This is a genomic window from Candidatus Hinthialibacter antarcticus (assembly GCA_030765645.1).
In the GTDB taxonomy this organism is placed as follows: Bacteria; Hinthialibacterota; Hinthialibacteria; order Hinthialibacterales; family Hinthialibacteraceae; genus Hinthialibacter; species Hinthialibacter antarcticus.
Genome location: JAVCCE010000025.1, coordinates 1 through 20,910, shown reverse-complemented (window position 1 = coordinate 20,910; position 20,910 = coordinate 1). Strand labels below are relative to the sequence as shown.

Below are 20,910 nucleotides of genomic sequence, written 5' to 3'. Positions count from 1 at the left end.
GTCGAATGAAATGGAACAAAAGTTTAATCCACGCAACAAAGACTTGCTCATTAATATCAATGGAGAAATGATTCATCGCGACAAAGCGGGCGTCAGCCCGTTTGATTCGGTGGTGCAGGGCGGCGACGCGGTGTGGGAAGGTTTGCGCGTTTATGATGGGCGCATTTTTCGCCTGCGCGAACACCTGGAGCGCTTACAGCATTCCGCCAAGGCGCTGGCGTTCGCTGAGGTTCCAGAGCAGGACTATTTCATTCAGGAAATCCGCCGTACGCTGCAAGCGAACAACATGCGCGACGGCGTCCACATTCGCCTGACGTTAACCCGGGGCGTGAAGGTCACCAGCGGCATGGATCCGCGTCTCAACCAAAGCGGGCCGACGTTGATTGTGCTCGCTGAACATAAGCCGCCAGTTTACGATAAGAGCGGCATTACGTTGGTAACCTCGTCGTTGCGGCGGATTCCGGCGGACATGTTTGACCAGAAAATCCATTCTAATAATCTGATCCCGTCCATACTCGCCAAGATACAGGCCAACGCGGCGGGCGCTGATGATGCGCTGATGCTCGACAAGGACGGCTTCATCGCCGAGACCAACGCCACCCATGTATTCATCGTCAAAGACGGCGTGGTGATGACCTCGCATACCAAGGCCTGCCCGGAGGGAATCACCCGTTCGGTGGTGTTGGAAATCTGCGAGCAAAATTCAATCCCGCATGAAGTGAAAGACATCTCGCTGACTGAGGCCTATCGCGCGGATGAAATGTTCTGCACGGGAACCATGGGAGAAATCGCGCCGGTGGTCAAAGTCGATGGCCGCTGTATCGGCGACGGCAACCTCAGCCCGCTCACCCAACGGCTCAGCGACCTCTTCGCCCAACTCACCGCCAAAGAAGGCGAAGTTGTGGTGTGAGTGATTCGTTGGAGGATACATTATAATATTTTTGTATATTAAAGTGTCAATGAATACATCAATAAAAATATCTATGATATAATCAATGTAAGGGATTTGAGTATGAAATAACGAAGGCGGATGAAATATGGTCACCAGTAACGCATTAGCCAGAAAACTTGAATCTATTTGTGTAAAAGGTGGTATGAAGCAGAGAGATATCGCTCTCTTGCTTGATACCAAGGCGGAAACGGTTTCCCGGTGGAACCAAGGGAAAAATTATCCTCATCCCAATACAGAGCAACTCTTATTGGAATTGGAATATATCATTGACCAGTTGTCGGATTTTTATGAACCAAGTGAAGCGCGGTTGTGGATGTTTTCCCCTCAAAAATTTCTTGACGGTAAAAAACCTGCGGACTTGGTGAAATCGGGGAAAATAGAATTCGTCAGGCAATTGGTCAATCAGCTTCGGGATTCTGTTTATGGATAGACTGTCCGATATTGAATTGATGGATGCCTTGAGCGAGTACGATCCTGAATCTTTTAATGGGACGGTATTTCGCGTAACTCGAAAAAATTCTGACCCGGTTGCTCCATCGATCAGCGGGGGACGTTGGGCTTTGCCTTCGAGTACAGAGAACAAAGGAACCCCTGTTTTGTATACGAGTATGGAACCAGAAGGCGCTAAGTCTGAAATTTCTTTCATACTCGCTCAACAAAACCCAATACCCACAAAAAAATTATGCTTTCATACAATTCAAGTGAGTTTGAATAAAGTGGTTCGATTACAGAATGAAGACTTACAGAAATTAGGCGTTGATTTAATTGAATTCACTGCGCGAGATTACGCTGCAACGCAGAGAATTGGCTATGCAATTGACTTTTTAGGTTTTGATGGATTGATTGCTCCTTCAGCCCGTTGGGAATGCGAAAATTTAATGATCTATGCAGACAACCACTCCATGGATGAAAACCTTGAAGTGGTTGAAACTGTAGAGTTCGATTGGCTAGGCTGGGCGCAAAAGCAGCAAATAATTTAATCTGCAATTTCTCTCACACAGGCAGAATCAGTCGTTTCTTTTCATCGAAGCGCATCTTGCGTTCGTGTACGCGCGCCTGGTCGGCGAGCAAGACGGCGACGCCCTGCATGTAGCCGTATTTCATGTGGGCATTAGGCTGTTTGCGGCTTTTAATGCACTTCAACCAGTTAATCATGTGGTCGTCTTGGGCGATTTCATCCAACTCGCGATACTCATCCGGCAGGCGGTCGGGATGCTCGCTGCCTTCGCCTGACACGAGCGGGCGAATGCCGTCGACGTTGCCGTCAGGATCGTTAAGTTTCATCGTTCCCTTGGTTCCAAACAGTAGGGTGTAATTGTTGGCGCCGTTGCCGAAGTGTGTCGTGAACAGCGTACTAAAGCCTTCGGCGTAATCGACGATGGCGGTAACCGTGTCGGGATTGGTGCGCTGGTTTTCTGAGGTGGGCGAGTAAATGCCTCCATGCGCGACGGAGGTTTGCGGCATTCCACAGTCGGTGAGAAAGTGAACAAAATCGCTCAGGTGGCTCATCCAACCGCCGATGGTGTTGGGCGAGAAGCGATCATAACCCATCCAGTTGCCGTGTTCGTCGGCGTCAAAGGGCTTCTTGGGCAAGTGCATCTGAAAGCCGTCCCAATCGGTGACATTGGGGCTTTTGGGTTGCTGGTAGTAGTTCCAATAGGGGTTATAAGCGCTGCGGCTTTCTTCGATGCGTAATACTTTGCCGATCTTTCCTTCCTGGATAAAGCGCTTCGCCGCCAACGCGCCTTTGCTGCTGCGGCCCTGGGACCCGTTCTGCACAACGCGGTCGGATTTCGTCACCACATCATACGCATTGTTGAGGATTTCAAGATTCGAAGCGATAGGTTTTTCGACGTATACGTCTTTGCCCGCTTGGACGGCGTCGATGAGCTGACTGCTGTGTTGATGGTCGGGCGTGGCGATGATGACCGCATCAATGTCAGGGTTCTCTAAGAGTTTTTTATAATCTTTGTAGCGCGTGGGTTTTTGTTCGAAGCGCTGCTCAACTAATTCGCTGGCGCTGTCGAGTTTCGCGTCCCATACGTCGCAGACGGCGGTGATTTTCGCCGGGACAACTTCGGATGAGCGGTGAATCCAGCCCATGTGCCAACCGCCGCGACCGCCGCAGCCAATGGAGCCGATGCGGATGGCGTCGTTGGCGCCCATGACGTTTCGGTTTACTAAAACAAAGGTGGAGGTCGCAGCCGCCTTGGCGGACGTCTGAAGAAAATTTCTACGGGAAGGGTTTTCTTGTTTCATGATGGCCTCGCTTGGGTGTGAAAATAATTGCTATGTTTCTGCTCTATGTTTAATCATATTTTCCGTTTAATTTCAATTGCTAATTGAGAACCATTATAAAAATGGCTCGGGTTTGCCTCTGTGAGCGCCTGTGCAAAAGGGCCTGAAAGCCCGCACTGAAGCGAAGAGAGACATACCCAAGCCATAATGCTGTAAGGTATCTTATTTGAATGAAAACGTCTTATACGCGGGCCATTTTTGTCACGCGTCCGTAGTTGATCCATTCGGCCACGAAGATGTTGCCGTCTGCGTCATAGCAGGCGCTATGCGGCGAGACGAACTTGCCCGTGACCAGCGTATCTTTGGGCACGTTCGGGTATTTGTCGGGTTTGTTCCAGTCAGAATCGCCGCCCAGGTGCGCGATGAGTTTGTCATTCTTATCGAAGAGAGTGACGCGCCCAAATAAATCGGGAACCAGTAATTCACCCTTGTATTCGTCGAAGTGGCAGGGGTGGCGCAGTTCGTTGGTGACGTTTTTGACGTGCTTGCCGTCGAGTGTGAAATATTGCAGGCGCACATTGGCGCGGTCGGCGACGAGAACCAGCGGCTTATCGCCGCGTGTGTCGATGGTGATGCCGTGCGGGCAGTTCATCTTACCGTCTTCGCTGCCTTTGCCGCCCCAGGTGCGGATATACTCAGCGTTTTTGTTGAATTGATGAATGAAACTCGAGCCATAACCGTCAGCAATATACACGTCGCCGTTTGGAGCAATCGCGACGTTGGTCGGCGTATATTGAACGTCATCGTTATAAACGCCTGCCTCTTTAGGAAGCCCGATGGTATAAATTTCTTTGCCGTCGAGGGTCGTCTTGACCATGACGTCGCGGGCCGTGTCGGTGAGATATAAAAACTCATCGCCGCCTTCTTTGCTGACGGTGAGGCCGTGGGCGCCGCCTTCAAACTCGTTGCCCCATGATTTGATGAACTTGCCTTTGTCATCAAAAAGAATGACGGAATCTTTTCCTGTGTGGTGGACGATGACGCGACCATTCGAATCGACGCAGACGCCGTGGGTGTAACCAAGCGAGATGTGTTTCGGCACCTGCGCCCAGTTTTCGTTTGATTCGTAACGGTGGCCTTCCGGCCCTTGGGTTTTGAATGGATTCTCGGCGGCGGTAATGATATTCGGCAAAGTTAGAATTGCCGCTCCAGCCGCGGCCCCTTTTAATACGGTACGGCGGGAAATCATGGAACCATTTGAAGGCTTATATTTCAACATATATTCTGCTCCCCTGGCGAAAATAGTTTATGATTTTTGTATATTTAATCATGTTTTGGGATAAAGGGAATCCATAACTGACTGGAGTAACTGCTGAAATGGTATATGAGACATTCGTATTTGCTGTAATTTTAATTGTTAGCGCCAACGTTGGCTTTACAGAAATTATCCAGCGAGAGGGCAAAACAGTCCCGTTGGCGAAGGGCGAGACCGCGCCCGACCACATGAAACACCTGCACGGTATGTATTCATTCTTGAACCAGATCAAGATGTAGAAAAAAGTGCGGAGCCGAATGGGTGATAAACAAAAAGGGCGCAGCAGATGCTGCGCCCCGATATAATTGAGTCAATGTGATTTCAGTTTAATTGCTGTCCAACGCCAACGCAGCGGCGATGCTAATATGGTTTGGCGGGTTCATCTTGCCAATTGATTCGTAAAGGTCTTTGGCGTCATCTTCTTTGCCCGCTTTAATCAGCGCTTCCGCGCAACGGAGCAGTCCTTCAAACACAGCCAGCCTGAGATTGCCGGTCGCCTTTGATAACGCGGCTTTTAATACTCTTACGCAGTTTTCCGTGCCGATGTTGCCCAGCGCGCGCGCAGCGGCTGCGGCGGCGACGGCGTCTGAACCGGATGCGATTTCACCGAGCAAGTCAATGGCTTTTTTGTCTTTGCGAATGCCAATGCTTCCGCAAACGCCTGCAAGCAATTTGCCTTTCAGCTTGCCTAACGCCGTACGAAATTCACTATCAACCGCCAAACTTGGATTTGGCTCCAAGCCATAGCGGGCCATGTGCGACATCTCTTCGTCTTCTAATAAAGCGGTTAACGGTTTGATGGCTGCGGGGCTGCCCATACGGCCCAATTCACGGCACGCGTCTGACTTGTCTTTGCGTGAAGCGTCAGCAGACCCCAGCATTTCGATGAATTTTTGTTCTTCGCCAGCAGCAGTCGTGACTGCCATAGCGGATAAAGTTTGAATGGAATTCGTCATTGGTAATGTCTCCCTTACATGATCCACGGTTCGCGTTGAGCGCGGGTGCGGAGGCGGTTGGCTTCATCATCGTTAAACTCTTGTTTGAATGGATCATACTTGAGGTCGCGTTTGAGCCACATGCAGATATTTGCGGCGTGAACCGTGCTCATGGTATGGTGCATAGCCGGAGCGTTGGCGACGGTCTGTTTGCGTGAACGGACGCAATCCAAGAAGTTGCGCGCGTGTTCTGAAACGTCGCCGACGGCGCGTCCCGTGCGTTCGGCGTATTCATTGACGATTTTTTTGAAATCAGCCAGCAAGGCAGGGGATGAGGCTTCGACTTTTTCGTATCCATCGGCGGTGGCGACCCAGCCTTCTTCGCCTTCATAACGAACGCCGCAGGAGCCGTGCCAGTATTTTTTGTCCATATCGCGTTCGAGCACCATGCTGATGCCGTTTGAGAATTTGGTAACCATGCCGTCGCCGGAAACATTGTTGACGTAGCCGTATTCCATCGCCGCCTGGTCGATCATCTCGATGGCGTCCTGGCACTGCGGGAAGGTGTGCGCCCCCCACTCGCCGATGCAGCTGGTGTGGAAGTCGTAGTGACCGCGCCATGCGCCTTTGCAGTAGTCAGCGTGATAGGGGCGCCAGGGGCAGGGTCCAAGCCAATGGTCCCAGTCGGTTTCGCTCTTGGGCGGTTCGGGCTGACCGGGCAGCCAGTCGTGGCGCATTTCGGCGGCGTCCCAAGGCGCGATGTGAGCGCGGACGGTGTGGACATTGCCCAAACGGCCCAGGCGAACGCTTTCATTACAGAAGACGAACTGGTCGCCGCTGAGGCGTTGGGTCCCTGTTTGGTAAATGCGTCCATACCGTTTTGAGGTATCGACGACGGCCTGGCCTTCAGCAATCGTCATGCAGGACGGTTTTTCCGAGTACACGTCTTTGCCCGCGCGCATGGCTAAGATCGCGGCCAGCGCGTGCCAACGGTCGCCAGTGGTGCTGAGCACGGCGTCAATGTCTGTACGGGCTTCAAGAAACTCATGAACGTTGTGGTAGGTTTTGCAATCACTGTTGCTGTTTGTTTGATCTACCATTTCTTTGATAATATTCACGCGTTCGACTTGAGGATCGCAGGATGCGACAAAATATACGTCTGGTTGGCGAAGCATCCAACGCAAGACGGTACGTCCTCGGTTGCCGATACCAATGCCGCCAAGAATGATCTTGTCGTTCGGGGCGACCGATCCTTCTAATCCCAATACCTTCGCGGGGAAAAACGCTGGAGCAGCGGCCAACGCGCCCGTGGCGGCGGCCCCTTTCATAAACCGGCGTCGGGAAGGCTTTGACGAGTTGCTTTGACTCGGTACGAATTTTTTTTCAGACATCTTTTCTCCTCCACCAATAGTCTGGTCTTTAATGCAAATTAGGTTATTAACTGGCATTAAGATTCGATCTTAGCATAAAGAGCAAATGCTTGGCTATCCATTTATCCAATAATCGTAGATTTTGGTTATAACTATTCAATTCCATTCATTTTTGTTGATTTTTTTTGCGCGGAGTAAGTTAGATTTGCGTTTGTGGATTGCCGCATTTGTTTTGACAGATATACTTAATTGTTATCCAAGCGGCTCCATGCGTGAATGCGTGGAGTTTTTCTATGTATGAAAAGAGACAATTCTATTGAAGAACCCCCAGGTTAATTCCTCCCTTCGCAATATTGCGATCATTGCTCACGTTGACCACGGAAAAACCACCTTAGTTGATCACATGTTTCGCCAAAGCGGCACGTTTCGCGAGTCGCAATCGGTTGACGAGCGCGTTATGGACAATATGGACCTCGAACGCGAACGCGGCATCACCATTGCCGCGAAAAACTGCTCCGTCATCTGGGGCGGAATCAAAATTAATATTCTCGACACCCCGGGTCACGCGGATTTTGGCGGTGAAGTTGAGCGGGCGTTGAGCATGGTGAACGGCGTGATTCTGCTGGTGGACGCGTCCGAAGGGCCGTTGCCGCAGACCCGCTTTGTTTTACAAAAGGCATTGCAGGATAATCTCAAAGTCATTGTCTGCATCAATAAAATCGACCGCAAAGACGCTCGCCCCGAAGAAGTGTTGAACGAAGTGTATGACTTATTCATTGATCTCGACGCCAATGATGAGCAAATCGAATTCCCCGTCATGTATGCGATTGGTCGTGAAGGCATCGCGCAACGGACATTGAATGAAAAAGGCGTTGATCTCAATCCGTTATTTGAAACCATTGTGGAAGTGATCCCCGGCCCGTCGTATGACGCAGACGAGCCGTTTCAAATGCTGGTTGCTGACTTGGATTACTCCGATTACATGGGCCGTCTGGCGATCGGCCGGGTGATGAACGGTAAGGCGCATAAAAATGACGCACTGGGCTGCATCGGAGAAAACGGCAAAATGACGCCGTTGCAAGTGACGAAGATCGAAGTCTACCAAGGCGTTGGTTTGGCTGAAATTTCAGAAGCGGTTGCGGGCGAGATTATCATCGTCGCAGGCATCGAAAACGTTCACATTGGCGATACCATTTGCACCAAAAGCGCTCCGAAAGCGTTGAAGCGAATCACGGTGGATGAGCCGACCATTTCGATGGGATTCAGCGTCAATACCTCGCCGTTTGCGGGCAAAGAAGGCAGCATTGTCCAGACCAGCAAAGTTCGCGACCGCCTAAACCGGGAAACATTGAGCAACGTAGCGCTTAAAGTTGAAGATACCGAAGATCCCAAAATCTTTTTAGTTAAAGGGCGCGGCGAGTTTCAGATGGTCATTTTAATCGAAACCTTGCGCCGCGAAGGTTTTGAACTCACGGTTGGACGCCCTCAGGTCATCATGCGTGAAGAAGAGGGCAAACTGATGGAGCCGATTGAACACTTGTTCGTCGATTGCGACGAAGATTTTGTCGGCATAGTCAATGAAAAGTTATCGCTGCGCAAAGGGCGCATGATTAACCTGGTCAATCACGGCACCGGGCGCGTACGTATGGAGTTTTCCATCCCGTCGCGCGGATTGATCGGCTTTCGCAACGAGTTTCTCACCGACACCAAAGGGACGGGAATCTTAAACTCTTACCTGGACGGCTTCGAGCCGCACCGAGGCGAATTTCCCACCCGCCGCAACGGTTCATTGGTCGCTGACCGTCAGGGCCAGGCGGTTTCGTATGCGATTTTCAACCTGGAACCGCGCGGGACGATGTTCGTTACGCCGGGCGACCCGGTGTATGAGGGAATGATTGTCGGCGAGCACAACCGCGACAACGATCTCAGCGTGAATATTTGCAAAGAGAAGAAACTCAGCAATATGCGTAGTTCCGGTAAAGACGAAAGCGTTCAACTGACGCCGGTTGCGCCATTGACGCTTGAGCGCGCGATTGAATTTATCCGCGATGATGAATTGGTCGAAGCGACTCCGCTTTCTATTCGTTTACGTAAAAAAATCTTGCCTGCCAGCCAGCGAAAATAGCGCGCTGCAGCAAAACGATGAAACTGGTATACCGGGTGGTTAATTTTTGACCACCCGGTTTTTATTTTAGTTCGACTGAAATTTCATTGCGTCAGGCATGGGTACAACTCTGCTCGCTTCAGTGCGGGCTTTCAGGCCCTTATGCACAGGCGCTCCCCGAGTTGCACCCATACCTAATTTGGTTTGTCAATTTTTGATAAGCCGGAATCCGTTTTCGTAATCAAGATGACGACCATCCATCAATGTCAGTACTCACTTACCGGATGAGCCAAATTATATCAATTCAGTCAATATTTTTGTTCAAATCACGTTATAATTTAAATACCACCCTCGTATTCTCACCATGCTTAATCGTGTTTTTTCGGTAACCGCTTGATTCTGTTTATTTTATGGATTCTGGGAGAATAAGATGATCCGCAAGTTTTCGATTTTAAACCGACGCCGTTTTACTTCCGGCCTGCTATTGGGCGCGGGTGCGTTGTGGGCTCCAGGCGTATTGGCTGAACAATTGACTCAAACCCCGCGACAAAACGAAGGGCCGTTCTATCCCGATCATTTGCCTTTAGATACGGATAACGACCTGCTGGTGATTAACGATGCGATCAATCCAGCCGTTGGGGTCGTATCCCACCTGAGCGGGCGCATCCTAGACCAGAACGGCGCTCCGGTTCGGAATGCCGAAGTGAAGATATGGCAGGTAGATAGCAAAGGCTCCTACTTGCACAGCCAAAGTTCAAACCGTGCCAATCGCGATAAGAATTTTCAGGGATTCGGGCGTTTTTTGACGAGTTCCAAGGGAGAATACTACTTTCGTACGATAAAGCCGGTTGCGTATGATTCGCGGACGCCGCATATTCATTTTGCGGTCGAAACCAAAGCAAAACCCCGATTTACCACGCAGCTTTATATAAAAGGTGAGCCAGAAAATGAGCGCGACAATGTATTGCGGGGAATTCGCGAGCCTAAACTGCGCGATGCCGTCATAAAAGAATTTACTCCGATTTCTGCTTCGCGCACCGGTGAATTGTCTGCTACATTTGATATTGTGCTTGGATATACGCCGGAGGCGTAGCGGCTGTTTCATTCAACGCGGCGATTCATCTTTGGGCAATCGAGCTTCTCATTGAACGATGGGTAAACTGACAGCAACTCAATGAAAGCGGATATTAATGCGATCATGGTTAATCCGTAGAAACATATTGCCGTCTTTCGGGACGGTCTGCCTTCTGCTCTGCGTTTTTCTCGCGCCGGTTCAACTCTGCGCGCAAATGACCGAAGAGCGCCACGTTGCTCCAAACGAACACTACCGTACCTTATTCAAAGAGGGACGTTACCAGGACGCGCTGACTGATATTCAGCGGCGCATGGATGAACGCCCCGAACTCGCTGAATCCAAAGCCTACCGCTATATCATCTGGTTGTCTGACCGCGCGGCGATTCGCTTCCACATTGGCGATGTTGACAACGCGATTGACGATATGGAAATCGTCGCCGAGGAATATTTCGAGCCAGTGTTCTTAATGCGATTGGCGGAAATGTATCAATATCGCGGACGGATGGATGAGTACAATCAAACAATAAACACCATCGCGACGACGCAAAAACGCTTTCAGTTTTTTCATTCGCGGGAAGAAAACTTCATCGTGATGGGACGCGCGGCGGAACTGCGCGGCGAAAGCCCCAAACAACTGCTTTCTACGTTTTATACCAACATGATGGAGTCGCGCCCGCGATTTATTGGCGGGTATCTCGGCGCGGGCGACCTGTCGTTGCGCTATGGCTCATACGACCTGGCGGAAAAGTATTTTACCCAGGCGCTGGAAGTCAGCGAGACCGATGAGGATGCGCTCTCAGGTTTGACGGAAACCTATTGGAAAGCCCACGACCCGCGCCTTGATGAAATGATGGAACGCCTGAAAGAAAATTACTCAAACAATTTTAACGCCTGGCGAATCGAGACCGAGCAATGGCTTGACCTGGGCGATACCAATAAAGCCTACGAAATAATTGAACAAGCGTTGAAGGTGAACCCGAACCATTTGCTGATTCGCTCGCTCAAAGCCGCCGCCCATTTTCTGGATGACGACATCGACGCGATGAAAAAGTTGCAAGCGCAAGTGTTGACGTTTAATCCGTCGTGCTCGGATGTGTTTCAGGTTCCAGGGCGCATTGCTTCGCGGCATTACCGCTTTAAAGAAGGCGCCGCGCTTCAACAACAAGCGCTCGCGGTGAACCCGGACGACCATAAAGCGCGGGCGGAATATGCGCTCAACCTGTTGCGGCTTGGGCGGGACGAGACGGGCAAAGAAAACCTCGAAACCGCGTTCGAGGCCGATCCGTATAACGTACAGTCTTACAACCTGCTGCAGATGCTGGATTCGCTCAACAACTTCGTCAGCATTGAGCGCGGGCCGTTTATCTTGCAGTTGCCGAAAGATGAAAGCGCCATTCTGGCGAATGAGATGTTTGATTTGCTGCAAGAGGCGTACGATCTTTATCAAGAAAAATATCAGATCGAATTAGAAACGCCGATCCATATTCAAATTTTCGATAACCATGATGATTTCATGGTGCGCTCTGTGGGGCTGCCGGGCAACATCGGTTTTATGGGAATCTGCTTCGGCCATCTGGTGACGATGGATTCGCCCAGCGCGCGCGAGCCGCATACCATGAACTGGGCGTCTGTGTTGTGGCACGAATTCACCCATGTTGTTACCTTGCAAAAAACCAATAACCGTATGCCGCGCTGGTTGTCGGAAGGCATTTCCGTCTACGAAGAACTGGAGCGCTCGCCCGCCTGGGGGCAGAAGATGGACCTGCAATACAAGCAGTTCATTGACTCCGAAGACTTGCCGGGCGTGCAGGATTTAGAGACCTATTTCGTCCAACCCAAAACCGGGATGCACATCATGCTGGGGTATTTTTTCTCCGCCGAGTTTGTGAAATTTTATACCAAACAGTATGGCGTGGATGCGCTGGTCGGCGCGTTGGATTTGATCGCTGGCGGCGGCGATACCATCGAAGCGCTCGCACAGGCAAGCGACGAAACGATTCGCAGCATGGACCGCGGGTTTGCATCCTACCTGGAAGAACGCCTCGCGCCTTATGAAAACCTGCCTGCCATTGAAACCGATAAGGGCGTGTTAGAGGAGATGTGGGATTCTCTGACGCAACATGAGCCAGAAATCGAACAGTGGATCGACAAAGATTCGCCGTTTACCAACGCTATGCGCGAGGGCATGGCGGCGCTGCGCAGCGAAGAATGGCAGACGGCGGAGGCGCGTTTGCAGGAAGCGCACGAGTTGTTTCCTGATTACGCCAGCAGCGGCGCCCCGTTGAAAATGCTAATTCAACTGTTTGAGAAAAACGGCGAGCGCGAAAAACTCAAACAAACACTGCAACGTGAAGTGGCTTGGGATTCAACCGACTTCGACGCTCGCGCGAAATTGATGTCGATGCATCAAAAAGACGAAGAGTGGGACGCGGCGCTGGAGGCTGCTCAACTTGCCATTGAGATTGATCCATTCGATCTCAATATTCGTAAAAAGATGCTGGACGTGTTCATTCAACTCGAACGCTACAACGAGGCCGCCGAATGCGTCTTGCACTTGCAGGCGTTAGACCCGGCGCGTCGGCTCGACTATCAGATGCAGCGCATTGGCTTCTTGCAGCAGTCGCACGATTGGAACGGCGCAAAAAAAGAAGTGGTGTTGGTGTTGGAAGAATTTCCGCATCATCGAAAAGCCCAAGAAGAACTGCTCAAGATCATTGAACGCGACGTGGTGAATGAAAATTGAAAACTCGAATAATGGCAAATAAACATTGGTGGTTTCGAGTTGGGCTGTTCGCTTGCCTGGCGGGCATGGTGATCAGCCTGCCGATGGACGCCCTATCGCAATATTGGGGGCGACGCGGACGTTCGCGCGATCCGCGTGAGCAACCGACCTACTTCTGGGGTGAATTCGGCAACGAATGCTTTACCTTCTGCCGGGTGGAATACCAGAGCGGCGGCCGAGGCTTTGGACGGGGCGGCGGTCGTTGGCAAACGGACTACCCCGAGTCGGACCAGAATTTTTCACAGCGTTTGTCTGAACTCACCAATATCAATGTGAATCGCGATGAGAATGGGCTGGTAAAACACGCCATCGTCAAATTGACCGATGAGGAGCTGTTTCATTATCCGTTTGTCTACATGATCGAAGTAGGCGACTTGTATTTCTCACAAGAAGAAGCGATGCGCTTGCGCGAATACTTGCTCAAGGGCGGCTTTTTGATGGTGGATGATTTTTGGGGCTCGCGCGACTGGGAAAACTTCGCCTTTGAATTCAATAAGGTGTTTCCCGAAGACGAATACCCCATTATCGATATCCCGCTGGAGCACGAAATTTTTCACATCGTGTTTGAGATCGACAAAATTCATCAGATCCCCGGCATCGGCCATTGGGCGAATTCGGGCGGGGATACGTCCGAACGCGGCGCCGACAGCGCGGAAGCGCATATTCGCGGCGTGTTCGATCAAGCGGGGCGGCTGATGGCGGTGTTTTGCCATAACACCGACTTGGGCGACGGCTGGGAAGAAGAAGCCGTCAACCCGCAATATTTCGCGGAGTTTTCAAAAACCAAAGCGTATCCATTGGGCATCAACATTGTGGTCTACGCCTTAACGCATTGAGCCAGTTGATTCGGACCTAAATTCATAGAGCGAGGGAAACCATTGCAAACCGCCGAAACCGCATTTGAACAAGAAGCCTTAGACAAACTGCGCCAGGGCCGCGAGCAACTACTCGGCGAAATTCGCCAGGCCATCGTTGGCCAGAGCGAAGTCATCGAGCAACTCTTGATTGTGTTGTTTACTGGCAGCCATTGTTTATTGACCGGTGCGCCCGGACTCGCCAAGACGCGGCTGGTACGCTCCATCGCGCAGATATTGGATCTGAAATTCAAACGGGTGCAGTTCACGCCCGACTTGATGCCGTCGGACATCATCGGGACGGAAATCATTGACGAAGACCGCACCAGCGGGCATCGAGAGATGCGGTTTATTCCCGGCCCGGTATTCACCAACATCTTGCTGGCTGATGAAATCAACCGTACGCCTCCCAAGACCCAGGCGGCGCTGCTCGAAGCGATGGAAGAACGCCAGGTAACCGTGGCGGGTGAAGTGCGCCCGCTCGATAAACCGTTCTATGTGTTCGCGACGCAAAACCCCATCGAACTGGAGGGAACCTATCCGCTGCCCGAAGCGCAACTCGACCGCTTCATGTTTAACATTCACATTGATTATTTGAGTGAAGACGAAGAACTCGAAGTCGTCACCAAGACCACGGCCAATCAGGATTTTGAATTGAAGCATATCTTTGACGGCGACAACATGCTGCAATTCGCCCGTCTGGTTCGCATGGTCCCCGTTGCGGAGCCGATTGCGCGCTATGCGGTGCAGTTGGTTCAGGCCAGCCGCCCCAATCGCGATGATGCGCCCGACTTCGTTCGTAATTGGGTGGGCTGGGGCGCCGGGACGCGCGGCTCGCAAAACCTGATTCTCGCCGCCAAGGCGCGGGCGCTGCTGCAAGGCCATTACCACGTCTCTATCGCCGACCTTCACGCCGTCGCGGGGCCTGTGTTGCGCCATCGAATCCTGACCAGTTTTCGCGCCGACGCCGACCGGGTCAATGTGGAAGACGTTATTCAACGCCTGATCGAGACCGTGCCGAAACCGAAATCGAATTTAAGTTAAGAGAGAAAATCCTAGATGCAAAATGGCCTGCATTTTTTGAATCCTGATGAACTGGCTGGCATCGCCGACTTGCAACTGTTGGCGCGCCGGGTGGTGGAGGGGTTTCTTGCGGGGTTGCATCGCAGCCCGCACTTTGGCTCGTCGATTGAGTTTGCTCAATACCGCCAATATGTGCAGGGGGACGATCCGCGTTTTGTCGATTGGGGGCTCTACGCCCGTACGGACCGCTTGCACACCAAGCAGTTCCATGAAGAAACCAATCTGCGCTGCTCGATCCTGCTTGATTCGAGCGCGTCGATGTCGTACGCCTCGGGCGCGGTCAGCAAGTTGCATTACGCCCGCATGTTGGCGGCGTGCCTGGCGATGTTGCTCGTCAAACAAAATGACTCCGTCGGTTTGAGCGCGTTTCAAGATTCGGTGCGTATGTTCTTGCCGCCGCGAAGTTCGTCGCGCCATCTGCAACAGGTGCTCGTTGAACTGGCGAATGTGGAACCCGGCGGACAGACCAATCTCGCCGAAGCGGTTCAACACGCCTGCGAGACGCTGCCGTTGCGCAGCATGGTGATTTTGATTTCAGACCTGCTTGATGACGAACACGATTTTTCAACGTACATTCGCCTGTTGCGCGCGCGCGGCTTTGACGTGCTGGTGTTGCAGATCAGCGACCCGGCGGAGCGCGACTTTTCGATTGCGAAATCGACGCTGCTGATTGATCCCGAAAACCAGCGCCAACAGTTTGTCGTTCCTGACGACATGCGCGAAGAATATCTGGAAAACCGCCGCGCATACTTCGAAGCCATTCGGACGGCTTGCATCGGTATGCAGGTTGAACTGGACGAATTCGATACCGCCGAACCGCTTGATCGCGCATTGCATTTCTTCTTGCAGCAGCGCCAGCAACTGATGTCGGCAGTGAGCGGACGCCGCGCCGGGGCGGGAGGCGGCGTATGAGTTTTCTCGCGCCTCTGTTGTTCGCTGGCTCTCTCATGCTGATTGCGCCCTGGGTTTTTCACCGCATCCGCAAACCGCAGCAAAAAGCGGTGGTGTTCGGCAGTATGATGTTTGTGCCGCAAGTGAAAAAGAAAGTGTTGGAAAAGAAAGCCATCCAACATTGGCTGCTGATGCTGCTGCGCATGTTGTTGTTGCTCATTCTGGTTTTGGCGTTTGCGAGGCCTTATCGGATGTTTGTCGCCGAAGCGACTGATGACGACGGCGCCGCGCGCCATTGGGTATTGCTTGATAATTCATATAGCCTGGGCGCCGATGGGCTCTTCGAGTCCGCCAAAGAACGCGCGAGCGCCGTGGTGAATACACTCGCGGCGAATGAGCGCGTGGGTTTGATTGTGTTTAATCAAAGCGTTGAAGGTGAATATCCTATCGTCATTGAAAACGAGTCGCCGCAAGACAACCGCCGCCGCATTCGGCAGGCGATTGATGCTTCGACGCTCAGCCAGAGCGGCACGGCCTATTTGCCTGCCTTGCAACGCGCACAGGAATTGTTGTTAGCCAATCGCGCCAGCGATGATGAAGAAGCCAAAAAGGTAATCCACATTGTTTCAGATTTTCAGCAATCGGGGATGCCGCCGCAGACCAACGATTGGCGCGCTTCGGCGCAAGTCGAGTTAAAGTTAGAGCCAATCGAAAACACGAAGGATGAAAACTTTTCAATCTCTGATATTGCCGTACGCAAAGCGCCGCAGGGCGGGTTTCGCGTTTTAGGGCAAATCAAAAATGGGACGGACAAAGAAGCGTCCCGCGAAGTCGCGCTCGTTATTGATGGCGCTGAAGTCGAGCGTAAATCGGTTGCCGTACAGCCGGGGCATAGCATGAAAGTTTCATTCAAAACCGATTGGGATATTCACAAAAGCCAAGCGGGTTATCTCGCATTGCCGGACGATGATTTGTTGTTAGACAACAAGCGTTACTTTGCTTGGAACCCGCAGTCTTTGCATCAAGTCGCTTTGTTTGAAGACGCGACTGATAATCGGCGTTGGCCCGCCGCCTGGTTTGTCGAGCAGGCGCTGCGCATCTCCGGCGACTCGGTTTGGACGATTGAAAAACGCGCCGTCAATGAAATGGCTTCTTATTTAAATGATGAAAATTCTTACGCAGCGGTGTTGGCGCCGACGTTAAACGCGTTGACGCAAACCTCGATTGATCGCTTACAGACGTATCTCGAACAGGGCGGTAAGGCGATGGCGTGGATCGACCCCATGCAAACAGTAAATCAAGACGCTGCGGCATGGATCGCCTCGTTGGGGATGAATCTTGAAGGCCCGCGTTTTGAAACGGCAAACGACGATCAGTTTGACATCTTATCTTGGATCGATTTTGACCACGCGATTTTCTTCCCCATGCGCGACATCGAATTCAATGATTTCACCATGGTGCATTTTTACCAATACATAAAACTTACATTGGATGAAACGGGCGACGGCGCCGGGAAAGCGCTCGCCCGTTTCGACAAGACTCACCCTGCGTTAATTGAGGCGCCCATCGGCGAGGGGAGATTGTTGCTTTGGACGTTTTCTCCCACCTTGGATGCGACCAACTTGCCAAGGAATCCCAAGTTTGTTCCAGTGATGTTTGAAGCGTTAAATGAATTGATTGGCGCCCGGCAGGAGAAAATTGAATACGCCGTCGGCGACCCGCTTCGCTGGGGCAACGCGATGGATGAACGCCTGGAATGGGCGGTCGAACTTCCCGAAGAAACATCTGCGCTTGCTTTGACGCGCGACGGGTTGCGCCAAGACGCGCCGATGCTGCCTCGGGCAGGCGTGGTTTCATGGCGGCGCGATGGAAGCGACGAAGCCTATCAGTATGCGGTGAATATTGACGCATCCGAGTCGGACTCCAAAGTGGTTTTAGAAGACGTATTTATCCGCGCCTTAGGTTCAAGCGCGTTGGTTCAAGCCTACAACATTGAACAATTGGCGAAGGAACGGGCTGAATTAGACGAACAATTAGTGAAAGTCGAATACGGCTGGTGGGCGCTGATGGTTTTGCTCATCGGCCTGATTGCCGAAGGGCTTTATGCATCATTGGTTTCGCGCCGCGAGTGGAAAAAACAAGCCAGCGTAGAGGGATGACATGATGCCGACCGGAAACAAAACGCCCAGTGAACTACAACGCAAAATTCGACTCACCGCCAATCAATACCAATGCGCGCAGATTTTGCGCTGCTGGTTTTTGTTTGGCGCGGCGACGTTTCTCAACGCGCTGGCCTTTGGGCTGGTGGCAGCGCTTTGTTATTGGAGCGGCGTTTCTACGCTCTGGCCGATTGCGTTTTTTTGTGCGCTCGAAACGGGCGTGATCGGCTACTTTCTTGTCTATCGAATGGGGCGGCCGCTTGCGTTAGATCAGATCGCGCTGCATATTGAAGAACATCATCCCGAGTTAGAGAGCCGTATCATCAGCGCTGTGTCATTCAGTTCAGGAAATGTTGAAGGCGCCTCGCCGTGGATCATTGAGCGCTTCTTTGAAGAGTCGGACGAGGTCGTGCGTCCGGTTTCGTTTAGTGAATTGATGGATTCAGACGTATTGGTGAAACTGGTGTTGATGAACGGCGGCTTTGTCGTCGCATCAGCGCTGGTGATTGCGATGTTCTCGCCGTTCTGGTTTTCGACGCCTCCTCAAAAATTCACGCAACAAACCATTGCGATGACTCCATTGGTAGAATTCGCTGTTGAACCGGGCGATGCGCGGGTGCGGGTAGGCGAGCGCCAGATTGTACTCTGCAAAACCAGCGAAACCGAAGAGTCCGCCGTTATGCGCTGGCGCTTGCAGGGGCAGGATTGGCAAGTCGAAGACATGACGCGCAGCCTCTCTGAAAACGTATTTCATTTTACCTTCGATAACATTCAACAGACAATTGAATATCAGGTCATGATGGGGCGCCGCGCCTCGGACGTCTTCACCATCACCGCCTGGCTGCCGCCGCAAGTTGAGACCATCAACCTTGCGTATGATTATCCTGACTACCTCGAACGCGAAGACGCTTATGTCCCTAACGGCGGGGCGATCAGCGCCATTGAAGGCACGGTGGTTTCGGTAAGCGCGGTCGTGAATAAAGAACTCGAACAGGCCGAAATGGTGCTCGACACCGGACAACGCGTCGCGATGGCTGAAACCGCCGACCGCGTCTGGTTTGTCACCCGTACGCTGGAATTCAGCGGCTCGTATTCGATTGACTTGCTTGATCGCGAAGGCAACCGCAGCGAGTTTAATCCTGAATACGATATTCAAGTCCAGGCTGACCAGCCGCCCGAAATCAAGATCAAGTTTCCTCAGCAGGATTACGAAGTCACCATGCTGGATGAAACGCCGTTTGAGTTTCATGTGCAGGACGATTACGGCATTAAGGACTTTGGCATCCAATATGAAATCGCCGGGCTGGGGCCGGAGCGCATCTCGCTGTTGGATTCAAGCGAACTGATTCAAGAAGCCAATGGCGAGTACACGCTCTATTTAGAAAACCTGCCGCTGGAATCGGGCGACTTGATTACCTGGACGCTGTGGGCGCAAGACGCCAAGACCGACCGCGATCAATTTGAAGAATATGGCGACCCATATTTTCTTGAAATTCGCCCATTCAAAATGCAATACCGCGAGGCCATGTCAAACGCGGGGCAGGGCCAGCAGCAACAGCAGCAAGGCCAACAAAACGACGGCGCCGAACAGAAAGACATCGTCATCGCGATCTGGAAACTGCGCAAAGACGCGTCTGGTTTGAGCGGGGCGGATCTGTATGAAAAACGCGGCGCCATCATTGAAGCGCAACAGCAATTACTGGAAAAATATCAGCAGGAAGCAAGCGAGGCTGGCGGAAGCCCCATGCTGATAGACCTGCTTAAAGCCATGAGCGGCGTGATTGAGTCTCTTGGAGAAGCGGCCCCGGATGAAACCGAAGAGCCGTTGACCCGCGCTATCGCTGATGCGCAAGAAGCCTATCACCTCATTCTAAAATTGAAGCCGGATGAAGCGCAGGTACAACAAAGCCAGCAAAGCGCGATGGGCGGGGGCGCGGGCGGCGAACAGTCCGGGCAAGGCGACCGGCCTGAGATCGACGCGTTAGAACTCGATCAACGACGCAATTTTTATGAAGAAGAACGCCAGACGCAAGAAGAGATGGAGCAGACCAACGAGGCGCTGAATCGAATCAAAGAACTAGCGCAACGGCAGCAGAGCATCAACGAGGAAATCTCTAAACTCATTTCAGAACTCGAAAAAGAACAAGACGCGGAAGAACTCAAACGGCGTCTCGAACGCTTGCAGGAAGAAGAACGCCGCAACCTCGAACGGCTCGACGAAGCCGAACGCAACCTCGCCAACGGCGACATGCGCGACGCCCAAACCCGCGAGGCGATGGATGAACTGAGCAACGCCCGCGAAGCGATGAACCAGAGCCTGGAGAATTTGGAACAAGAACAATTGCAAGAAGCGCGCTCGTCCGGCGCCCAGGCGTTGAATTCGCTTGACAAAATGGAAGAAGGCTTGCGCGAATTTTCCCGCGACGCCGCAGGCCAGCGTATGCAGGAACTGCGAAACCGCATGGATGAATTGGTGCAACAGGAGCAACGCATCAAACAGCGCATGCAAGATATTCAACAAGAACAAGAGTCGCCCTCGCTGGCGCTTGATCCTGATATAGACCAAAAGAAACAAGGACTCTTAGAAGAAAAAGAAGCGCTGTCTCAAGAATTCACCGACATGATGAACCAGGCGGGCGAACTGGCGGAGCGCTCCGAGGAAAGCCAGGAACTGATGTCGCGCAAACTGGGCGATTGGCTGCGCGAAACCAGCCGACAGGGCATTTTGGAAGACATGGAACAAGAGCGGCGGTTGCCGCTGGTACGCCTCGGCATTTGGGACAAAGCCCTCGAACATGAACAGCAGATTCTAGACAAACTCGCTGACGCTTCACGCCAGTTAGATCAGGTTGCGCAAAGCGCGGTTGATAGCGAGATAGATGCAATGCAAAAAGCGCTCGAAGAATTGCGCGACGTCATTCAACCGGGAATGCAAAATTCGCCTCTTACGCAAAATGAACAGGGCGCGTCTCCGCAAGCGGGCGGGCAGGTTGCGTCTGCATCATCGAACCAGCAAGGTCAGCAAGGTCAGCAAGGACAGCAAGGACAGCAAGGACAGCAAGGACAGCAAGGACAGCAAGGACAGCAAGGACAGCAAGGACAGCAAGGACAGCAAGGACAGCAAGGACAGCAAGGACAGCAAGGACAGCAAG

General features: G+C 52.2%; 16 protein-coding genes. 12 read left to right on the top strand and 4 right to left on the bottom strand.

The window, feature by feature from the left end:
* Window positions 1-10: 10 nt before the first annotated feature.
* From P9L94_07185 to P9L94_07175, 3 genes are all read left to right on the top strand, one after another.
* On the top strand, window positions 11-910 hold the full coding sequence (locus tag P9L94_07185; GenBank protein ID MDP8243848.1) for an aminotransferase class IV: 900 nt from the start codon (window positions 11-13) through the stop codon (window positions 908-910).
* A gap of 127 nt (window positions 911-1,037) precedes the next feature.
* Window positions 1,038-1,382 (top strand): MbcA/ParS/Xre antitoxin family protein, encoded by a 345-nt coding sequence (locus P9L94_07180; GenBank protein ID MDP8243847.1) that lies wholly within the window; start codon window positions 1,038-1,040, stop codon window positions 1,380-1,382.
* Window positions 1,375-1,932: an RES family NAD+ phosphorylase gene (locus P9L94_07175; GenBank protein ID MDP8243846.1), complete on the top strand. Its 558-nt coding sequence runs from the start codon at window positions 1,375-1,377 to the stop codon at window positions 1,930-1,932. The genes P9L94_07180 and P9L94_07175 overlap by 8 nt, the downstream gene beginning before the upstream one ends.
* Before the next feature lie 13 nt (window positions 1,933-1,945).
* On the opposite strand, the gene P9L94_07170 is transcribed toward P9L94_07175, so the two are convergent.
* The gene (locus P9L94_07170; GenBank protein MDP8243845.1) at window positions 1,946-3,211 is read right to left on the bottom strand and encodes a Gfo/Idh/MocA family oxidoreductase; all 1,266 of its coding nucleotides are present in this window, start codon (window positions 3,209-3,211) and stop codon (window positions 1,946-1,948) included.
* A gap of 220 nt (window positions 3,212-3,431) precedes the next feature.
* Window positions 3,432-4,469: a twin-arginine translocation signal domain-containing protein gene (locus tag P9L94_07165; GenBank protein ID MDP8243844.1), complete on the bottom strand. Its 1,038-nt coding sequence runs from the start codon at window positions 4,467-4,469 to the stop codon at window positions 3,432-3,434.
* A 98-nt stretch (window positions 4,470-4,567) separates the two neighbouring features.
* On the opposite strand from P9L94_07165, the gene P9L94_07160 reads away from it, so the two are divergent.
* Window positions 4,568-4,744 (top strand): hypothetical protein, encoded by a 177-nt coding sequence (locus P9L94_07160; protein MDP8243843.1) that lies wholly within the window; start codon window positions 4,568-4,570, stop codon window positions 4,742-4,744.
* 87 nt (window positions 4,745-4,831) lie between these two features.
* Here P9L94_07160 and P9L94_07155 read toward each other — a convergent pair whose 3' ends face one another.
* Together P9L94_07155 and P9L94_07150 are read right to left on the bottom strand one after the other, a co-directional pair.
* Complete coding sequence (locus tag P9L94_07155; GenBank protein MDP8243842.1) at window positions 4,832-5,461, bottom strand: hypothetical protein; 630 nt, start codon at window positions 5,459-5,461, stop codon at window positions 4,832-4,834.
* Window positions 5,462-5,475: 14 nt separating this feature from the next.
* Window positions 5,476-6,831 (bottom strand): Gfo/Idh/MocA family oxidoreductase, encoded by a 1,356-nt coding sequence (locus P9L94_07150; protein MDP8243841.1) that lies wholly within the window; start codon window positions 6,829-6,831, stop codon window positions 5,476-5,478.
* A 295-nt stretch (window positions 6,832-7,126) separates the two neighbouring features.
* On the opposite strand from P9L94_07150, the gene typA reads away from it, so the two are divergent.
* From typA to P9L94_07110, 8 genes are all read left to right on the top strand, one after another.
* A complete protein-coding gene (gene typA, locus P9L94_07145; protein ID MDP8243840.1) occupies window positions 7,127-8,935 on the top strand; it encodes a translational GTPase TypA in 1,809 nt (602 codons plus the stop codon).
* 409 nt (window positions 8,936-9,344) lie between these two features.
* Window positions 9,345-10,007 (top strand): protocatechuate 3,4-dioxygenase, encoded by a 663-nt coding sequence (locus tag P9L94_07140; protein MDP8243839.1) that lies wholly within the window; start codon window positions 9,345-9,347, stop codon window positions 10,005-10,007.
* A 97-nt stretch (window positions 10,008-10,104) separates the two neighbouring features.
* Window positions 10,105-12,732 (top strand): peptidase MA family metallohydrolase, encoded by a 2,628-nt coding sequence (locus P9L94_07135; protein MDP8243838.1) that lies wholly within the window; start codon window positions 10,105-10,107, stop codon window positions 12,730-12,732.
* An 11-nt stretch (window positions 12,733-12,743) separates the two neighbouring features.
* The gene (locus tag P9L94_07130) at window positions 12,744-13,607 is read left to right on the top strand and encodes a DUF4159 domain-containing protein (GenBank protein MDP8243837.1); all 864 of its coding nucleotides are present in this window, start codon (window positions 12,744-12,746) and stop codon (window positions 13,605-13,607) included.
* Between the two features lie 42 nt (window positions 13,608-13,649).
* Window positions 13,650-14,669, top strand: coding sequence for an AAA family ATPase (locus P9L94_07125; protein ID MDP8243836.1), 1,020 nt, complete (start codon window positions 13,650-13,652; stop codon window positions 14,667-14,669).
* Window positions 14,670-14,684: 15 nt separating this feature from the next.
* On the top strand, window positions 14,685-15,620 hold the full coding sequence (locus tag P9L94_07120; GenBank protein ID MDP8243835.1) for a DUF58 domain-containing protein: 936 nt from the start codon (window positions 14,685-14,687) through the stop codon (window positions 15,618-15,620).
* Window positions 15,617-17,758: a BatA and WFA domain-containing protein gene (locus tag P9L94_07115; GenBank protein ID MDP8243834.1), complete on the top strand. Its 2,142-nt coding sequence runs from the start codon at window positions 15,617-15,619 to the stop codon at window positions 17,756-17,758. The genes P9L94_07120 and P9L94_07115 overlap by 4 nt, the downstream gene beginning before the upstream one ends.
* Before the next feature lies 1 nt (window position 17,759).
* Window positions 17,760-20,910 (top strand): hypothetical protein (locus P9L94_07110; protein MDP8243833.1); only part of this gene is annotated, 3,151 nt, incomplete at its 3' end.